We start from the raw sequence: 17,532 nt of genomic DNA on the forward strand, positions 1-17,532 counted from the left end.
ACGCCCAGACGCGAAATCGAATCAAGAGTGCGGCGAAAAAGTAACCTACGCGACCCCCTAGTCAGTAATTTGTCACCATTCGGCCAGCCTTGATCCTGCATCTTCGGTCGTCCGAAGTTGAAAAACAAGACCCGAAATCGCCGCTAGAGGGCCCTCCTGACGCTGCTGCGCACTCAGAGGTCCCTTGTGCGGTCGTTCGGTTTACGCGCAGGCCGAAATCCACCGACCCGGTGCCGAAGCGCCCGGAAATACGAGTGATCCGTTCGCGCGGCCGTGACTCTCCGGGGCGGTGATTTTTTACCGCGTTACGGTCGGGTCCATCGGGAGCGTTCCAGACCTTACATCCCAGGTCAACGCCTCGGCGTGGCGGACATGGAAGCGTCACTCCCTAGCCAGGTGTAGTTGACCGGTGACGCCATGTTGACGGATTACGGAGCCGACGGCCGCCGGAGGTTACAACCCCGGTAAGGACCGACTCCGGAGTTGGTCAGGCCGGGCCCCCGAGCCCGGCCACTTGCGGCCGCCCGCCCATCCCGAGTGACCACTCGGTCGCCCGTGACCGTCCGTACGCGGCTCCGGCGCGCGAACAGGGCTCGGCCATGGCCCGAGAATGGTCAGTCGTCATACGAAATACAAATGATCAGACAAGCCCGCGGGGCCGACCCCGAAGGCCGACCCCCACGGGCCGCGGACCCGGGCGCGGGTGCCTTCGCGCCCGCGAAGGCACGGTCGCGAATACCGCCTACTCGGCCTCTCGCACGATGTCGGCGCCGAGCGAGGAGAGCCGCTCGGCCGTGTGGGCGTGGCCGCGGTCGAGGTAGTACGCGGAGGTGATCGTCGTCTCGCCCTCGGCGGCGAGCCCGGCGAGCACCAGGGCGCTGCCGCAGCGCAGGTCGTGCGCCTCGACCTCGGCGCCGCGCAGGACGCGCGGCCCGTTGACCTTGGCGCGGTTGCCGTCGACCTCGATGTCGGCGCCCATCTTGCCAAGCTCGTAGGCCAGCTTGAACCGGCCGTCGAAGATCCGCTCGTAGATGTAGGACGGGCCCTCGGCCAGGCACGACAGCGCCATGATCGGCGACTGGAGGTCGGTGGCGAAGCCCGGGTACTCGTCGGTGATGACGTTGATCGGACGGAGCGTCCGGTCGCGGTGGACCTGGAGGACGGCCCCCCGCTGGTGGAACTCGACGCCCATCTGCTCCAGCTTGTCGGCGGCGACGCCGAGGTGCTCCAGGCTCGCGCCGACGAGGTTCAGGTCGCCGCCGGTGATCGCGGCGGCCATCACGAAGACGCCGGCGTCGATCCGGTCGGGCATGACGCTGTGCTCGACGGCGGTCAGCTCGTCCACGCCCTCGACGGTGATGAACCCGGTGCCGCCGCCGCTGATCTTGGCGCCCATGGCCTGGAGGATCGCGATGTTGTCGAGCACCTCCGGCTCCAGCGCCGCGTTCTTGATCAGCGTGGTCCCGCGGGCGAGCGCCGCCGCCATGATCAGGTTCTCGGTGCCGGTGTGCGAGGGGGTGTCGCAGTACAGCGTCCCGCCGCGCAGGTCGCCGGCCTTGATGTGGATGATCCCGTCGCCGTTGTCGGCCACCTGCTCGGTGACGGTGGCGCCCATCCGCTTGAAGCCGTTGTAGTGGAAGTCCAGGTTGCGGCTGCCGAGATTGCATCCGCCGACGCCCTCGATGACGGCCTCGCCGAGCCGGTGCAGCAGCGCCGGGACGAACAGGAACGAGCCGCGGAACCGGGAGGCGATGTCGGCGGGCAGCACCGGGCTGCTGAGCGAGGACGCGTCGATGACCAGCGTCCGCTCGGTCTCGTGCAGCTCGGCCTTCGCGCCGATCGCCCGCGCGAGCTCCACCGCGCGCCGCACGTCCTCGATGATCGGGACGTTGCGCAGGACGGTGCGGCCCGTGGAGGCCATCAGCGAGGCACCGATCATCGGGAGGACGGCGTTCTTGGCGCCCTGGATGAAGACCGTGCCCTGCAACTTCCGGCCGCCGCGCACGCGGTACCGAACCTCGTGGCCCATGCTCATGTCCGCCTAACTCCCTTTTGGTTGCCGTCAACGGTGCTTACCGGAACACGTGGGTCTAGCGGCGGAATCACGAGGGCCGGGCGCGCCGAACGTGTCCCCCCTGCCCAACGGGACCCCAGTAAACCACCGAGGCGGAGATGGGGCGTCCGGTCCGCGCCACCCCGGCGCCTGTCTGTTCGGTGAGATACCCGGGGGTTCGCAAAGGTTCGGCCTCCGGGGCAAATTCACCACCCGGACCCGCCGCGCCGCCCCCGGGACTAGTGTGATCTTCATGGACGAATCCCCCGGCTGGGACGCCATCAACGCCGCCCTGCGCCCCCTCTACGGGGACACCGACCCCTACCACCTGGGCACGGTGCACAAGTGGGCGCTCGGCGGCCCGGACCCGCTCGACGGCATCAGCGTCTACGCGCGCGCCGAGCCGGAGCCGCACTGGCATTTCGTGTCGTACGGGATGTCGGAGCTGTACGAGAAGGAGTCCGACGACCCGGACGAGTCGGGCTGGGGATTCGAGTTCACCTTCCGCCTCGTCCGCGACCCGGCCGAGGAGACGCCGCCGGTCTGGGCGGCGAACCTGCTCCAGAACCTCGGCCGCTACGTCTTCAACTCGGGCAACTGGTTCGAGCCGGGCCACCACATGAGCGTCAACGGTCCGATCGCCGCCGAACGGGAGGACTCCGACATCCGCGCCGTCGGCTTCGTCCTCGACCCGGAACTCGGCGAGATCATGACCCCGCACGGCCGCGTCAAGTTCCTCCAGGTCGTCGGCCTGGCGACGGAGGAGTACGAGGCCCTCCGCCAGTGGAACGCCGGGGCGTTCATGGACGCCCTCGCCCCCCACCTGCCGCTGTTCGTCACCGACGTCGACCGCCGCTCCCTGCTCGCCGACCCGGACCTCGCGCGCGCCGTCCGCGAGGGCATCGCGCGGGACGGCTCCAACAGCGGCCTCCTCTACGTCACCACCGCCCACTGGGAACGCGACGCCGGAGCCACCACCCTCCGCCTCGGCGCCCTCCAGGCCCCCGCGGTCGCCGAGTCCCTACGCGGCCGCCTCCCCTTCGGCCGCGAACTACTCCTCCAAACCGAGGACACCGTCCTCACCTTCCGCCCCGCCGACGCCTTCGCCGTGGAGCAACCGGGCGAGGGCGTCCTAGAGGTGCACGTCCCCCCGTCCGCCCTGGACGACCTCACCGCAACCCTGCGCCCCACCGCCGGAAGCACAGCGGTACCGTCCCTGCCCGGCCTCACCGTAGAAATCGTCCCCACCGCCATGCGAGACCGCTACGGCAACGAAACCGGCGAAGTAGTCGGCTAGCCCCACCCCCTACAACACCCCCCCGCCCGCGCGCGTACGCCCACACGCTCGCGGTAGCCGCGCGTTCAGTACGCCCGCACGCTTTGCACGCCTGCGCGCCTATGCGTTCACCACGCTTGCGCGCCCATCACGCCTACGCGTCCGGCACGACCACGCCTACGCGCTCGGCAGGTCTGCATGCCCACCGAACCTGCGCGCCTACCGCGCCTGCGCGCTAGGTGCGTTCGCGCTTCGTATGGCTGTGTCTCGGCACGGCCGCGCGCTGGCGCGGTTGTGTGTCCGCGCCTTGCGACGCTTGGGTGCTTGGCGCGGCCGTAGGGGCGCACGCGGGCTGCGGCTGGGGGCGGCCGCGTGTTTGGTGTGCTCGGGCGCTCAGCGGGGTTGCACGGGGCGGTGGGGCGTGGGCTAGGTGTCAGGCGAAGGTGCGGCCCGTCAGGCGCTCGTAGGCCTCCACGTACTTGGCGCGGGTGCGGTCGACGATCGCGGGGGGCAGGGGCGGGGGTGCCTCACCGGAGGCGCGGTCCCAGCCTGAGGCGGGCGACAGCAGCCAGTCGCGGACGAACTGCTTGTCGAAGGACGGCTGCGCGTGGCCGGGCTCCCAGCCGTCCTGGGGCCAGAAGCGGGACGAGTCGGGCGTCAGGACCTCGTCGGCGAGGACGAGCTCGCCGTCCGGTGCCCAGCCGAGCTCGATCTTGGTGTCGGCGACGATGATGCCGCGTTCGCGTCCGAGCTCGGCGCCGCGACGGAAGACGGCGAGCGTCACGTCGCGGAGCCGGGCGGCGACGTCCGCGCCGACGGCCTGCTCGACCTGCGCGAACGTCATCGGCTCATCGTGCTCGCCGACCGGCGCCTTGGTGGTCGGGGTGAAGATCGGCTCGGGCAGCGCGGAGCCGTCCACGAGGCCGGGCGGGAGCGGGACGCCGCAGACTGTCCCCGTCGCCTGATAGTCCTTGAGACCGGAGCCGGTGAGGTGGCCGCGCGCGACGCACTCGACCTTGACCATGTCGAGCCGGCGCGCGACGACCGTCCGGCCGGCCCATTCGGCGGGCGCGCCGTCCGGCAGGTCCGTCGAGACGACGTGGTTGGGCAGCAGGTCCGCGAGCTGCTCGAACCACCACAGCGACAGCTGGGTCAAGATGCGGCCCTTGTCCGGGATGGGGGTGTCCAGGATGTAGTCGAACGCCGAGATCGTGTCGCGGGCCACCATGAGCAGCTCGCCGCCGGGCAGCTCGTACAGGTCCCGGACCTTGCCGCTGTGCAGGTGCTTCACTTGTTCTCCAGGATCTCGACGGGGTCGCCAATCGTGAGCGTGCCGACCGTGCGGGGGATCGCGTCCTGCCCGAAGACGATCTCCTGGTCCCAGGTGCGGTAGGACGCGAGGGTCCGCAGCGGCTCCCGGCCGCGCTCGCCGGTGTCCTGGTCGGTGGTGGTGACCACGCAGCGTCCGCGCGCCTTCACCAGCTCGATCACCGTGTCGCCGACGCGCAGCAGCCGGACGTCGTCCTCGCCGAACGCGCCGAGCCCCTCCACGACCAGGCTCGGCCGGAACCGGTTCATCGGTAGCGGCTCGTCCAGCCGCCCGTTGAGCTCGGCGAGCGACTCGGCGGAGATGAGCAGCAGCGGGTACGCGTCGGCGAACATCAGCTCGCCGCCGCCCCGCGACGTCTTCCGCTCGCCCGTGAAACGCACCAGCCGGCAGTCACGCCCCAGAAGGGAGGAGAACCACGCGGCGGCGTCGTCGCCCTGGTCGACGCCCTGACACTCGTACCGGTGCACGATCACGTCCAGGACGTCCCCGTCGTCCGCCGCCTTGTGGACGAGGGTCTCCATGCCCGGCGCGTCCACCGAAAGGACCTCGCCGTTGTAGGACGGCCGCATCAACGCCATCGCCGGGGTGGTCCGCTGCGACATGAAGCGACCGTCGAGCGTGACGAGCATGAACTCGCGGTCGTACCGGACCCCGCGGTCGGTCAGCTCGGCACGGTCCAGCGACGTGCCGCCGCCGCCCTTGAGCGGATACACGTTCAGTTCGGTCAGCGTCGCGGGCAAGGTCCCCTCCTGTGGTCATTCCATCCGTTCCGAACGTCCCCACCGTCCCGATCATCTCGCGCGGCCCCAGCCCGCCGGTGCCCGGGCCCCTCGGCGGCGAGCTGTCACTGGCCAGCCGTTGAGGTCGAGGTGCTCGGGTTGCCCTGCATTCCCGTCCGAGCCGGACGCGGTGTTCAGTTTGCCGGTGTGCGGGCCCTTGGACGGCCGGGCGGCTGCCGACCCGCCGTCGAGCTCGTGGCGGCCGGGTAGCCGTGCCTGGCTGAGCCGACAGGTGCATGATCGACTTGCCGCCGCCGGTCCTTCGGCGGCCGAGCTGCCGCTGGGTGTTGGTGGGCCGGGCGGGCGGGGGCGCCCGGCCCTTCGTGGTCAGGTTAGGGCGGTGAGGCGGTCGAAGACGGGGGCCAGGCGTTCGACGAAGCGTTCCGGGCGGCAGACGGTGTCCAGGCGCGCTTCGTCCAGGGTTAGGCCTGCGGCGGCGGCGTGCGTGCGGAGGGTTTCGCGGAAGGGGACGCCGGTCTCCCAGGTCTCCATCGCCGCCTTCTGGACGAGCGGGTACGCCTCGTCGTCGCGGCTCATCCCCGCCTCGACCAGCTCCAGCAGGACGGTCGAGGTGTAGATCAGGCCGCCGGTCGAGTCGAGGTTGGCGCGCATGCGCGCCTCGTCCACGACCAGGCCGGACATGAGCCGGTTGGTGAGGTTCAGCATGTAGTCGAGCGCGATGGAGGCGTCCGGGAGCGCGATCCGCTCCGTCGAGGAGTGCGAGATGTCGCGTTCGTGCCAGAGCGGGATGCCCTCCAGCACCGGGACGACCTGCGCGCGGACGATCCGCGCCATGCCCGCGAGGCGCTCGGAGATGATCGGGTTCTTCTTGTGCGGCATCGCCGACGAGCCCTTCTGGCCCTTGCCGAACGGCTCCCACAGCTCGCGGACCTCGGTCCGCTGGCCGTGCCGCACCTCCAGCGCGATCGCCTCGCACACCGTCGCCATGATCGCCAGGGACGAGACCCACTCGCTGATCCCGTCGCGGATCACGACCTGTGTCGACACGTCCGCGCTCTTCAGACCGAGCTTGCGCGCGACGTGCAGTTCGACGGCCGGGTCGATGTTGGAGTAGGTGCCGACGGCGCCGGAGATGGCCATCACGCCGACGGCCTCGCGGGCGCGGCGGAGGCGGTCGCGGGAGCGGGCCATGGCGAAGGCGAAGTCGGCGACGCGGTGGCCCCAGACGTCGGGTTCGCCGTGGATGCCGTGGGTGCGTCCCACGCGCAGCGTCGCCTGGTGCGCGAGCGCGTGGTCGCGCAGCGTCGCGACGAGCGTGTCGGCCTTGGCGAGCAGGATGTCGGTCGCCTCGACGAGCTGGAGCGCGAGCGCGGTGTCGAGCAGGTCGGACGAGGTCATGCCGAAGTGGACGTACCGGGCCGCCTCGCGCGGCTCGGTGTTGTCGGCCCACGCCGACAGGAAGGCGATCACGTCGTGCTGGGTGACCGCCTCGATCTCGTGCACCGCCTCCGGGGTCGGCGGCGGCGCCTTGCGGACCGGCTCGACCACCTCCGGCGGGATGGTGCCCGCCTCGGCGTGGGCCTCGACGACGAGGACCTCCACCTGGCACCACAGCTCGTATTTGTGCGCGTCGCTCCAGACGCGGCCCATCTCCGGAAGCGTGTACCTCTCGATCACCCGACGATTGTCCCAGGTCGCCGACGGTCAGGGGTCAGGTGGGTTGGTTCGCGAGCCCGGCGGCCTCTTCGGCGATGTCGGTGCGGTGGTGGGAACCGCGCAGCGAGATCTCGGCGACGGCCTTGTAGGCGGTCGCGCGGGCGGTGGCCAGATCCGGTCCGGAGCCGATCACGTTGAGGACGCGGCCGCCGGACGCGACGAGCCGTCCCTCGGCGTCGCGGCCGGTGCCCGCGTGCAGCACGTAGGCGTCCTCGACCACGTTCGCCTCGGCCAGGCCCGTGATCTCGTCGCCCTTGACCGGTGCGGACGGGTAGCCCTCGGCGGCCACCACGACCGTGACGGCCGAGCCGGGCCGCCACTCGGGTCGCAGCTCGGGGGCGAGCCCGCCGATCGCGCATGCCTGGAGGAGCGTCGCGAGCGGTGTGGCCAGCCTGTCCAGGACGACCTGGATCTCGGGGTCGCCGAACCGGGCGTTGAACTCGATCACGCGGAGGCCGCGGGACGTCAGCGCCAGACCCGCGTACAGGACGCCGACGTACGGCGTTTCGCGGCGGCGCAGCTCGTCGACGGTGGGCTGGACGACCGTCGACATGATCTCGTCCACGAGGCCGTCGGGCGCCCAGGGGAGCGGCGTGTAGGCGCCCATCCCGCCCGTGTTGGGGCCCTCGTTCCCGTTGTAGGCGCGTTTGAAGTCCTGCGCGGGCAGCAGCGGGACGGCGTGTTCCCCGTCGCACAGCGCGAACAGTGACACTTCCGGGCCGTCGAGGAACTCTTCGATGACCACGCGCTCACAGGACGCGGCGTGCGCGACGGCGGCGGCGCGGTCGTCGGTGACCACGACGCCCTTACCGGCGGCGAGCCCGTCGTCCTTCACCACGTAGGGCGGGCCGAACGCGTCCAGTGCCGCCTCGGTTTGCGCGGTCGTCTCGCAGACGCGCGAGTCGGCGGTCGGGACGCCCGCCGCCGCCATGATCTCCTTCGCGAACGCCTTGGACCCCTCGATGCGGGCGGCGGCGCGGTCGGGCCCGAAGCACGGGATGCCCGCCGCGCGCAGCGCGTCGCCGACCCCCGCCATCAGCACCACCTCGGGGCCCACGACGACGAGTTCGATGCCGAGCCGTCCGGCCAGCTCGGTCACGGCCGTGGGGTCGGTGGGGTCGAGCTGGTGGTTGTCCGCGATCCCGGCCGTGCCCGGGTTGCCCGGGGCGCAGTGGAGGGCGCTGACGGCTGGGTCGCGGTGCAGGGCGCGGGCGAGCGCGTGCTCGCGGCCACCCGATCCAAGGACGAGTACTCGCACGTCACGCGAGCTTAGTGGTCGCGGCCCCCGTCCGCGCCCGCCGCCCGCCCCGGCGCATGTTCTGCCTGCGCGACCTGCGTCCGGCCGGTGCCGCGCGTGCCGGTGCCTGTGCGGTACGTGTCCGGTGGCGCGTCCGGCGCTTGTGCCTGGTGTCCGCTTTGGTTGCCGGACGAGCGGGCACGGTGACTGACCGGCCAAGGGACTTGACGATCGGTCCCCTGGACGGTCGCGTGACGGTGAGGCGGCCGTCACACGTGTCTCAGGTGAACCTTCCCATTGCGCCCAGCGTCTTAAATGTCGGCTGGTAAGCTGCGACGGGCTTGACGCCCCGCTGTCCAAGGTGTGGAAGGAGGTGGTCGGGATGAGTCCTGGTGATCCTTGCGGTTCGCCGGAAAACCCTCACAGTCCGAGCAGGACTGTTCATCCGTCCGCCTCCATCTGGCGTCCGGCCGTCGCCCGCGTGCGCTCACTGAGCTGATCCAGCCCGGGTCGAGCGCGCGCGTTACGCGTGTGGCCGGAGGGTTAGGAGCACCTCATGGCCATGACTCGAGTCCGCCCCAGCCGCGCCCTGTTCAAGACGCGCGGGCGCCCCACCACCGCGCCGGTCCGGCCCCGCGACTCCGCCGTCATCGACTGGGCCGCCTACATCGACGGGCACCGCGCCTCCACGGCGACCGCCGAGGACGCCGTCCGCCTCGTCCGCGACGGCCGCCTCACCCCCGACGGCGACTCCGCGGGTTTCGTCTGGGTCGGCCTGCACGAGCCGTCCGCCACCGAGTTGACCGAGCTGGCCGAGGTCTTCGGCCTGCACCCGCTCGCCGTCGAGGACGCGATCCACGCCCACCAGCGTCCCAAGCTGGAGCGCTATGACGACGTGCACTTCGTCGTGATGAAGACCGTCGGCTACGTCGCGAGCGGGCCCGACGGCGCGGAGGTCGTCGAGACCGGCGAGATCATGATCTTCTGCGGGCCGGACTTCGTCGTCACCGTCCGGCACGGCGCGCACGGCTCCCTCGGGCCCGTCCGTGAGCAGCTGGAGCGCGACCCGGCCCGGCTCGCGAAGGGCCCGGCGGCCGTCCTGCACGCCGTCGCCGACCGCGTGGTGGACGGCTACGTCTGCGTCGCCGACGCCGTCCAGGAGGACATCGACGAGGTCGAAGAGGCCGTCTTCTCCCCCGAGCGCACCGACGAGTCCCGCCGCATCTACCGCCTCAAGCGCGAGGTCATCCAGCTCAAGCGCGCCGTCGGCCCGCTCGCCGGACCGCTGCGCAACCTGTCGGGCCGCCGCTTCGTGCCCGCCGAGATCAAGGAGTACCTGCGGGACGTCGAGGACCACCTCACCCGCGTCCGCGAGCAGGTCGAGTCCTACGACGAGCTCCTCAACCCGATACTCCAGGCCCACATGACGCAGGTCACCGTCGCCGACAACCAGGACATGCGCAAGATCTCCGCCTGGGGCGCGATCTTCATGGTCCCGACGGCGATCGCCGGGGTCTACGGGATGAACTTCGACTTCATGCCCGAGACCCAGTGGCGCTACGGCTATCCGCTGATCCTCGCCGTCATCGGCCTGGCGTGTCTGTCCCTGTACCGCGGTTTCCGCCGCAACGGCTGGCTGTGATTATCGAAGTCCCGGCCCACGTCCCTCGCCTGGCGGCTCGGGATGTGACCGTGCCTTTGCGGGCGCGGCATCGCTTCGCGATCTTCCCGGTGGGGCTCGCCTTCGGCGTCGCCCCACCGCTCAGCCAACGCGCCCGCGTGACAGCTGAGGTCACCGGGGCGCGTGCTAGGCGCTGAGGGTCAGAGCGCGGTCCGGGTAGTCGGTGACGATCGCGTCCACGCCGTACTTGGCCAGGCGCGACATGTCCTCGCGCTCGTTGACCGTCCAGGCGACGACGGCGAGCGCGGCCGCGTGGGCGTCGTCCACCAGGGACGGGGTGATCAGCGTGTGCTCGGGCGACAGGGCGGTCGCGCCGATCGCCACGGCGGCGGCGATCGGGTCTTCCGGCGCGAGCCCGGCAAGCCACGGGGTGTCCGGGACGAGGGTCTTGCGCTCGACCAGCGCCACGCGGCCGAGCGCCGGGTGGCGGTGGGCCTCCGCGAGGACGCGCCAGTCGAAGCCCAGCACACGGCTCCGATGGGTCACGCCCGCTTCGTCCAGGACGGACGCGACCGCCGGCACGAACCGGGCGACGTCTTCATCAGGCCAGCTGGGATCGGTCTTCAACTCCACCGACAGCAGCACCCTGGACGGCTCCAGCAGCGCACAAGCCTCGGCGAGCGTCGGGATCGGCGTGCCGGGCAGCGGGAGCTGCGTCGCCGTGAACATGTCGTCGCGCTGCCGGACGCCCGCGTCCACGGTCTTGAGCTGCTCCAGCGTGAGGTCCCTGATCGCCTTGCCGACGTAGGGGAACGCCGGGTCGCCGGGACGCGCAGGCCTCGTGTCGGAGAGGTTCACCGGCGAGAGCACCTGGTCGTGGCAGAGGACGACCACGCCGTCGGAGGTGAGGCCGACGTCGAGTTCGACGGCGTCCACGCCCAGGTCGAGCGCGCACGCGAAGCCGGGGAGGGTGTTCTCAGGACGAAGCCCCCGTGCCCCCCGATGGCCGTGGACCTCGACGGTTCGCGTCACGGCTCCGCACGCTAGCGCGGGCGCCTCGGGCCCGGGTGGAGTGGAGGTGAAAACGGCAGGTCAGATCAGGGAACGGAGCGACAGCGTCTGCTCGCGGCCGGGTCCGACGCCGATCGCCGAGATCTGGGCGCCCGACATTTCCTCCAACGCCCGGACATAAGCCTGTGCGGTCTTCGGCAGGTCGTCGAACGTCTTCGCGGCCGTGATGTCCTCCTTCCACCCGTCCAGGTACTCCAGGATGGGCTTGGCGTGGTGGAAGTCGGTCTGCGTGGTCGGCATCTCCTCGACCCGCTCGCCGTCGATCTCGTAGGCGACGCAGACCGGGACGCGCTCCAGGCCGGACAGCACGTCCAGCTTCGTGAGGAAGTAGTCGGTGATCCCGTTGACCCGGGTGGCGTAGCGGGCGATCACCGCGTCGAACCAGCCGCAGCGGCGGTCGCGGCCGGTCGTGACGCCGTACTCGCCGCCGGTCTTGCGCAGGTACTCGCCCTGCTCGTCCAGCAGTTCGGTGGGGAAGGGGCCGGAGCCGACGCGCGTCGTGTAGGCCTTCAGAATCCCGATCACGCGGCTGATCCGGGTGGGGCCGATGCCCGAGCCCGCGCACGCCCCGCCCGCCGTCGGACTGGAGGACGTGACGAACGGGTAGGTGCCGTGGTCGAGGTCGAGCAGCGTGCCCTGGGCGCCCTCCAGCAGGACGACCTTGTCGTCCTCCAGCGCCTTGTTCAGCACGAGCGAGGTGTCGGCGACGAACGGCCGCAGCCGCTCCCCGTAGGCCAGGTACTCCTGGACGATCGGGTCCGTCTCGATCCGGCGCCGGTTGTAGACCTTCGTCAGGACCTGGTTCTTCTCGCGCAGCGACAGGTCGAGCTTCTGGTTCAGGATGTTCGGGTCGAACAGGTCCTGGACGCGGATGCCCATCCGGTTGATCTTGTCGGCGTAGGCGGGACCGATGCCGCGCCCGGTCGTGCCGATCCTGGCCTTGCCGAGGTAGCGCTCGGTGACCTTGTCCAGGGCCCGGTGGTGGGGCATGATCAGGTGCGCGTTTCCGGAGATCAGCAGCCGTTCGCAGGTGATCCCGCGGTCCCGCAGGCCGTCGATCTCCTGGAGCAGCACGGCCGGGTCGATCACGACGCCGTTGCCGATCACCGGGACCACGTCGGGGGACAGCACCCCGGACGGCAGCAGGTGCAGGGCATAGCTCTTGTCGCCGATGACCACGGTGTGGCCGGCGTTGTTGCCACCCTGGTAGCGGACGACGTAGTCGACGTCCCCGCCCAGCAAGTCGGTGGCCTTGCCCTTGCCCTCATCTCCCCATTGGGCTCCGACAAGAACGATGGCCGGCATGCCGCTGTTTCCTTCCCACGACGAAGGCCCCGGTCGCCGCAAGAGCGAAGGGGCCTCTTGCGATCAAAGCGTACCCGCACCTGGAGCCAGAGGAAAACGCACGCCGTCCGGGGCGGCCCGGAGCGAAAGCGATCAGCCCCCGGAGCGAAAGCGATCAGCCCCGGAGTAAAAGCGATCAGCCCCGGAGCGGTAGCGATCAGCGCCCGGGGCGAAAGCGATCAGTTCCCGAGGGCCTCGGCGGCCGTGGGGCTGGAGTCCTTGAGGAACGTCCGGCAGCGCTCGGCCTCGTCGTCCTCACCGATCGCGGCGGCGGCGCGGGCGAGGGCATGCAGGGCGCGCAGGAAACCGCGGTTGGGCTCGTGCTCCCACGGGACGGGCCCCTGCCCCCGCCAGCCCGCGCGGCGGAGCTGGTCGAGGCCCCGGTGGTAGCCGGTGCGCGCGAACGCGTAGGAGTCGATCACGCCGCCCCTGGCGAAGGCGCGGTCGGCCAGTTCGGCCCACGCCCCCGGGTAGTCGGGGTGGCGCGCGGCCACCTCGAAGGGGTCGACGTCGTTCGCCAGGGCCTCCCTGGCCTCGGCGTTGTCCGGCAGTTCGGTCGGAGGCAGGCCGCCGAGCAGGTTGTTCGTCATCGGGTCATCGTAGGTCGGCGCGCCTCGTCCGGCCCAATCGGCTTTCCGGCGGGTCCGGTGGGAACCCTGGAGCCCTTGCGGGGACGCGGTTAGGATCGCCCAATGCTCACGCCCGGCGGAATCGACACCGGCGTCCCGAGCCCCGCGCGCGTGTACGACTGCCTGCTCGGCGGCAAGGACCACTACGAGTCCGACCGCCGGGCCGCGGCGCGGCTCCTGGAGATCGTTCCAAGCATGCGGTTATCCGCGACGCAGAACCGCGCCTTTCTCGGACGCGCCGTCCAGTACCTGGCGGGCGAGGTCGGAATACGCCAGTTCCTCGACATCGGTACCGGTTTGCCGACGCAGGACAACGTCCACGACGTGGCGCAGCGCATCGCACCCTCGTCCCGCATCGTCTACGTGGACAACGACGCGGTGGTGCTCGCCCACGCCCGCGCGCTGCTCACCAGCACGCCCGAGGGCGCGACCGACTACCTGGACGCCGACCTCCGCGACCCCGACGCGATCCTGGAGCACGCGTCCCGCACGCTGGACCTCGACCGTCCCGTGGCGCTGCTGCTGGTGGCGGTGCTCCACTTCGTCCCGGACGCGGACGACCCGCGCGGGATCGTCTCCGCGCTCCTCGACCGGCTCGTCCCCGGGTCGTACCTGGTCATCTCGCATGGCGGCTCGGACGCCGACCCCCGCAAGGCCGCCGAGGCCACCGGCGTGTACCGGCGGCACGCGCCGGACGCGCTGCTGTCGCTCCGCACCGAATCCGAGGTCGCCCGGTTCTTCGACGGCCTCGACCTGGTCGAACCGGGGCTGGGCTCCATCGCGCACTGGCGTCCGGCGGGCCCGATTCCGTCGGCCGAGCAGGTCGGCATGCACGGCGGGGTGGCCCGCAAACCCTAGGGGCGGACGGGCAGCGGCAGCTGGAAATGCGCGGTGCCGTCCACGGTCCGCGCGCGTGCGGTGGGCCATCCGTGCTGGACGAACCGGAGCGCGTCCCGGTTGCCGGGGATGACGTCCGCCTCGAACTCGGTGATGCCGCGCCGCGCGGCCAGCTGGGCGAGGTAGCGGACGAGCGCGCTGCCGACGCCCCGGCGCTGCCAGGGGTCGGTGACGAGGACGGCCAGGTCGGCGCACCAGGGCCGCCGCCGGTCCCGGCTGTACTCGGCGACGCCCGCGATCTCGTCCGCGTCCAGCGCGATCAGGGCCTCGCGGTCCCAGTGGTCGAGCCGCTCCAGCAGGCGGACGTAGTGGTCGGGGATGTGCGGCGTGCCGGAGAAGAACCGCGTGTAGAGGCTGGCCTTGGAGAGCCGCTCCGACATCCGGCGCAGCCGGGGCCCGTCGGTGATCCCGTACGGACGGATCCGGACGTCCTCCAGCGCGGGCGGAGGAAGGTGGGCGACCGTCCGCACAGTGAGTCTCGTCATGCAACCCATTGGACCGCATCAAGTTTTGTGAAGCAACTGACGATTTCAGCGACCGGCCCCCGGACGGGGTTCCACGTCGGTCGGCCCGAGCGACGCGCCGCAGGCGTCGCAGGTGAAGCTCGCCGTGAGCGTCCCCGGGCAGCCGCGATGGCCCACGAGCGTCGGCGGGCCGTCCGGTGCGTAGTGGCGGTCGCCCCACAGCAACAGGGACATCATCGCCGGCCACAGTTCGACGCCCTTGCGGGTGAGGCGGTACTCGAAGCGCTCGGGACGGTCCTGGTAGGGGACGCGGCGCATGATGCCCTCGTCGCACAGCCGCGACAGGCGGTCGGTGAGGACGTTGCGGGCCACGCCCAGCACGTCCTGGAAGTCGTCGAACCGGCGGACGCCCTCGAACGCGGTCCGGATCACCAGCATCGTCCAGCGGTCGCCGACGACTTCGAGGGAGCGGGCGATCGAGCAGTTCTGTGACTCATAGGTACGGGGCAGTGCCACGCTGCGAGGCTACCCGGCCGTAAGGGAAAACGGCGGGGCCGCCGGTGCGCGGCCCCGCCGGGACGTCACTTCAGCCGCTTGCCCGCCGACAGCAGGTGCTCGGTCGCCTGGACGACGCGCGCCGCCATCGCCGCCTCGGCCGCCTTGCCCCACGAGCGCGGGTCGTACTGCTTCTTGTTGCCGACCTCGCCGTCCACCTTCAGGACGCCGTCGTAGTTGCGCAGCATGTGGTCGGCCACCGGACGCGTGAACGCGTACTGGGTGTCGGTGTCGATGTTCATCTTCACGACGCCGTAGGACACCGCCTCCCGGATCTCCTCCAGCGTGGAGCCGGAACCGCCGTGGAAGACCAGGTCGAACGGCTTGTCCTTGCCGTACTTCTCGCCGACCGCGTCCTGGATGCCCTTGAGCACCTCGGGCCGGAGCTTGACCGAGCCCGGCTTGTAGACGCCGTGCACGTTCCCGAACGTCGCGGCGAGGATGTAGCGGCCGCGCTCGCCGACGCCGACGGCCTCGGCGGTCGCGAGCGCGTCGCCCGGCGTCGTGTAGAGCTTCTCGTTGATCTCGTTGGCGACGCCGTCCTCCTCACCGCCGACGACGCCGATCTCCATCTCCATGATGATCCGCGCCTTCGCGCACTGGTCGAGCAGCTCGGCGGCGATCTGGAGGTTCTCCTCCAGCGGCACGGCCGAACCGTCCCACATGTGCGACTGGAACAGCGGCTCCTCACCGCGCGCCACCCGCTCCTGCGAGATCTTGACCAGCGGCCGCATGAAGCCGTCCAGCTTGTCCTTCGGGCAGTGGTCGGTGTGCAGGGCGATGTTCACCGGGTACTTGGCGGCGACCACGCGGGCGTACTCGGCGAGGGCGCTCGCGCCGGTGACCATGTCCTTCACCGTGGCGCCGGAGAGGTATTCGGCTCCCCCCGTGGACACCTGGACGATACCGTCGCTCTCCGCCTCGGCGAAGCCGCGGAGCGCGGCGTTCAGCGTCTGGCTGGACGTCACGTTGATGGCGGGATAGGCGAAGCCGTCCTGCTTCGCTCGGTCGAGCATCTCCGCGTAGACCTCGGGCGTTGCGATGGGCATTGTCAGCGTCCTTTCTTACGCAGGGTGCCGCCGGCATCCGGCCGGGCGGTAGCACCCGTCCACCGCGTACCCAGTCGATTCGCCTGGTCACGCGGTTCCGGGCAGTGCGTTCCGTCCACGGTCAGTATCTCGTCGGGGCGCTCGCCCACTCCAGAGGGGCCCGCGAGGTGCCCCAAGTATCCAGGATTCCGGCGTCCGGTCGAGGGGTTTGCGAGGGTGCGTCCGGCGCGATCCCCAGCATGAGAACGACTCGAACACCCCCGGAACAGGCCGGTTTCGCGCTCACGAAGAGCGCCGGGACAGGTACGCTCGCAATGTGGATCTCACGACCCTTCCCCTGGACATCACCGAGTACCTGCATCCGACGGCCTGGTTGCAGCTCTTCGGCACGTTTGCGACGATCGGCGTCCTCGCCATCATCTTCGCGGAGACAGGGCTGCTGATCGGCTGCATCCTGCCGGGCGACTCGCTGCTGTTCACGGCCGGGATCCTCACGGCGGTCTCGACCGTCAACGGCCAGGAGTTCCAGTCGCTGTCGCTGCCCTGGCTGCTGGTCGGCGGCCCGGTGGCGGCGATCGCCGGCGCGCAGCTCGGGCACTGGCTCGGCGCGCGCTACGGCCGCAAGCTCTTCGAACGGCCCGACTCCAAGATCTTCCGGCAGGAGTGGGTGGAGAAGGCCGAGTACTACTTCAACCGGTTCGGCCCCGCGAAGGCGGTCGTGCTGGCCCGGTTCGTCCCCATCGTCCGGACGTTCCTCAACCCGCTCGCCGGGATGCTCGGCATGGACGCCCGCAAGTTCTTCATCTGGAACGTCGTCGGCGGCGTCGTCTGGACCGACGCGTTGTTCCTGCTCGGGCACTTCCTCGGCTCCGAGGTCCCCGACGTCGAGCGCTACATCCTGCCCGGCGTCGCCGTGATCCTCGTGCTGTCGGTCATCCCGATCATCCGCGAGGTCATGAAGGGCCGGAAGGCCTCGCGCGGGGGCGGCAAGCACTCGCGTCCGAAGAATAATGGCCCCGAAGAGTCTCGTCCGTCGCTCAGCGGTGACAGTTATCGCTAACCTCCCCATGTGGGACGTCATCGGTCGGACCCTCGTGGTCTCGCGCGCATACTGATCGCGGTCGTAGCCGTGGTCGCCGCCCTGGGTCTTCTTGTCGCCGGCGGCCTCTCCCTGGTGAACGCGGTCTCGGGCGACTCCGACAACCACGATCCCGCGACCGTCTCCCCGTCCCCGGGCGACGGCGGCCAGAACAAGTCCGCGCCGAGCCGCAGCCCGTCCTCCTCGTCCTCGGGTGCGCTGCCCCTCGTGATCCGGGTGACCGGCCCGGCCACGAACGTCCTCGTCCGCGTCGCCGACACCGGCGAGGTCCTCACCCAGGCCCTGCTGTCCACCGGCGACACCCGCAAGTACGAGCAGACCCCCCTCCAGGTCGTCGCCACGAACGGCGGCTCCCTGGAGGTGGTGATCTACGGCAGGAAGTGGCCCGCCAAGCCGTCCGGCACGCGGGGCCAGTGGTTCGTCTCCGCCAGGAAGTGACGGGAGGCCGGGG

Annotated in this window: 16 protein-coding genes; 5 read left to right on the plus strand and 11 right to left on the minus strand. The window is 70.7% G+C overall.

Annotated features, from left to right (window positions below):
* Positions 1-742: 742 nt before the first annotated feature.
* Entirely contained in the window at positions 743-2,029 is a 1,287-nt protein-coding gene (murA, locus tag K2F47_RS37495) for a UDP-N-acetylglucosamine 1-carboxyvinyltransferase (RefSeq protein ID WP_242911088.1), read from the minus strand.
* Between the two features lie 277 nt (positions 2,030-2,306).
* Between murA and K2F47_RS37500 the strand changes: the two genes are divergently transcribed.
* A complete protein-coding gene (locus K2F47_RS37500) occupies positions 2,307-3,350 on the plus strand; it encodes a suppressor of fused domain protein (protein WP_242910995.1) in 1,044 nt (347 codons plus the stop codon).
* A gap of 412 nt (positions 3,351-3,762) precedes the next feature.
* Here the strand turns inward: K2F47_RS37500 and K2F47_RS37505 are convergent, their stop codons facing one another.
* From K2F47_RS37505 to purD, 4 genes are all read right to left on the minus strand, one after another.
* On the minus strand, positions 3,763-4,620 hold the full coding sequence (locus tag K2F47_RS37505; protein WP_242910996.1) for a phosphoribosylaminoimidazolesuccinocarboxamide synthase: 858 nt from the start codon (positions 4,618-4,620) through the stop codon (positions 3,763-3,765).
* Positions 4,617-5,399 carry an MOSC domain-containing protein gene (locus K2F47_RS37510; protein WP_242910997.1) on the minus strand — a complete coding sequence of 261 codons (783 nt, stop codon included), beginning with the start codon at positions 5,397-5,399 and terminating at the stop codon, positions 4,617-4,619. The genes K2F47_RS37505 and K2F47_RS37510 overlap by 4 nt, the downstream gene beginning before the upstream one ends.
* A 366-nt stretch (positions 5,400-5,765) precedes the next feature.
* Positions 5,766-7,076 carry an adenylosuccinate lyase gene (gene purB, locus K2F47_RS37515; protein ID WP_242910998.1) on the minus strand — a complete coding sequence of 437 codons (1,311 nt, stop codon included), beginning with the start codon at positions 7,074-7,076 and terminating at the stop codon, positions 5,766-5,768.
* Between the two features lie 34 nt (positions 7,077-7,110).
* Positions 7,111-8,373, minus strand: coding sequence for a phosphoribosylamine--glycine ligase (gene purD / locus K2F47_RS37520; protein WP_242910999.1), 1,263 nt, complete (start codon positions 8,371-8,373; stop codon positions 7,111-7,113).
* A 535-nt stretch (positions 8,374-8,908) separates the two neighbouring features.
* On the opposite strand from purD, the gene K2F47_RS37525 reads away from it, so the two are divergent.
* Positions 8,909-9,994: a magnesium and cobalt transport protein CorA gene (locus K2F47_RS37525; protein ID WP_242911000.1), complete on the plus strand. Its 1,086-nt coding sequence runs from the start codon at positions 8,909-8,911 to the stop codon at positions 9,992-9,994.
* A gap of 165 nt (positions 9,995-10,159) precedes the next feature.
* Here K2F47_RS37525 and K2F47_RS37530 read toward each other — a convergent pair whose 3' ends face one another.
* The 3 genes from K2F47_RS37530 to K2F47_RS37540 all read right to left on the minus strand — a co-directional run bounded on the left by K2F47_RS37530 (position 10,160) and on the right by K2F47_RS37540 (position 12,978).
* Positions 10,160-11,005: a glycerophosphodiester phosphodiesterase family protein gene (locus tag K2F47_RS37530; RefSeq protein WP_242911001.1), complete on the minus strand. Its 846-nt coding sequence runs from the start codon at positions 11,003-11,005 to the stop codon at positions 10,160-10,162.
* Between the two features lie 60 nt (positions 11,006-11,065).
* The gene (locus K2F47_RS37535) at positions 11,066-12,349 is read right to left on the minus strand and encodes an adenylosuccinate synthase (protein WP_242911002.1); all 1,284 of its coding nucleotides are present in this window, start codon (positions 12,347-12,349) and stop codon (positions 11,066-11,068) included.
* Between the two features lie 218 nt (positions 12,350-12,567).
* Positions 12,568-12,978, minus strand: coding sequence for a DUF3151 domain-containing protein (locus K2F47_RS37540; protein WP_242911003.1), 411 nt, complete (start codon positions 12,976-12,978; stop codon positions 12,568-12,570).
* A 102-nt stretch (positions 12,979-13,080) separates the two neighbouring features.
* Here K2F47_RS37540 and K2F47_RS37545 point away from each other — a divergent pair, with 102 nt between their 5' ends.
* Positions 13,081-13,875, plus strand: a complete 795-nt coding sequence (locus K2F47_RS37545) for an SAM-dependent methyltransferase (protein ID WP_242911004.1) — start codon at positions 13,081-13,083, stop codon at positions 13,873-13,875.
* Here K2F47_RS37545 and K2F47_RS37550 read toward each other — a convergent pair.
* From K2F47_RS37550 to fbaA, 3 genes are all read right to left on the minus strand, one after another.
* The gene (locus K2F47_RS37550; protein ID WP_242911005.1) at positions 13,872-14,399 is read right to left on the minus strand and encodes a GNAT family N-acetyltransferase; all 528 of its coding nucleotides are present in this window, start codon (positions 14,397-14,399) and stop codon (positions 13,872-13,874) included. The genes K2F47_RS37545 and K2F47_RS37550 overlap by 4 nt on opposite strands.
* Before the next feature lie 45 nt (positions 14,400-14,444).
* Positions 14,445-14,894 carry a winged helix-turn-helix transcriptional regulator gene (locus K2F47_RS37555; RefSeq protein WP_242911006.1) on the minus strand — a complete coding sequence of 150 codons (450 nt, stop codon included), beginning with the start codon at positions 14,892-14,894 and terminating at the stop codon, positions 14,445-14,447.
* 65 nt (positions 14,895-14,959) lie between these two features.
* Positions 14,960-15,982, minus strand: a complete 1,023-nt coding sequence (gene fbaA / locus K2F47_RS37560) for a class II fructose-bisphosphate aldolase (RefSeq protein WP_242911007.1) — start codon at positions 15,980-15,982, stop codon at positions 14,960-14,962.
* 316 nt (positions 15,983-16,298) lie between these two features.
* Between fbaA and K2F47_RS37565 the strand changes: the two genes are divergently transcribed.
* Both K2F47_RS37565 and K2F47_RS37570 read left to right on the plus strand, forming a co-directional pair.
* A complete protein-coding gene (locus K2F47_RS37565) occupies positions 16,299-17,042 on the plus strand; it encodes a DedA family protein (protein ID WP_242911008.1) in 744 nt (247 codons plus the stop codon).
* A gap of 69 nt (positions 17,043-17,111) precedes the next feature.
* Positions 17,112-17,519 carry a hypothetical protein gene (locus K2F47_RS37570; RefSeq protein ID WP_242911009.1) on the plus strand — a complete coding sequence of 136 codons (408 nt, stop codon included), beginning with the start codon at positions 17,112-17,114 and terminating at the stop codon, positions 17,517-17,519.
* Positions 17,520-17,532: the final 13 nt, after the last annotated feature.

Origin of the sequence: Actinomadura terrae (genome assembly GCF_022751215.1) — a bacterium.
Taxonomy (GTDB): Bacteria; Actinomycetota; Actinomycetes; order Streptosporangiales; family Streptosporangiaceae; genus Spirillospora; species Spirillospora terrae.

Coding starts and splice junctions, on each gene's coding strand:
- murA (WP_242911088.1), bottom strand. CDS start 2,029: ATGGGCCACGAGGTTCGGTACCGCGTGCGCGGCGGCCGGAAGTTGCAG.
- K2F47_RS37500 (WP_242910995.1), top strand. CDS start 2,307: ATGGACGAATCCCCCGGCTGGGACGCCATCAACGCCGCCCTGCGCCCC.
- K2F47_RS37525 (WP_242911000.1), top strand. CDS start 8,909: ATGGCCATGACTCGAGTCCGCCCCAGCCGCGCCCTGTTCAAGACGCGC.
- K2F47_RS37535 (WP_242911002.1), bottom strand. CDS start 12,349: ATGCCGGCCATCGTTCTTGTCGGAGCCCAATGGGGAGATGAGGGCAAG.
- K2F47_RS37540 (WP_242911003.1), bottom strand. CDS start 12,978: ATGACGAACAACCTGCTCGGCGGCCTGCCTCCGACCGAACTGCCGGAC.
- K2F47_RS37545 (WP_242911004.1), top strand. CDS start 13,081: ATGCTCACGCCCGGCGGAATCGACACCGGCGTCCCGAGCCCCGCGCGC.
- K2F47_RS37550 (WP_242911005.1), bottom strand. CDS start 14,399: ATGACGAGACTCACTGTGCGGACGGTCGCCCACCTTCCTCCGCCCGCG.
- fbaA (WP_242911007.1), bottom strand. CDS start 15,982: ATGCCCATCGCAACGCCCGAGGTCTACGCGGAGATGCTCGACCGAGCG.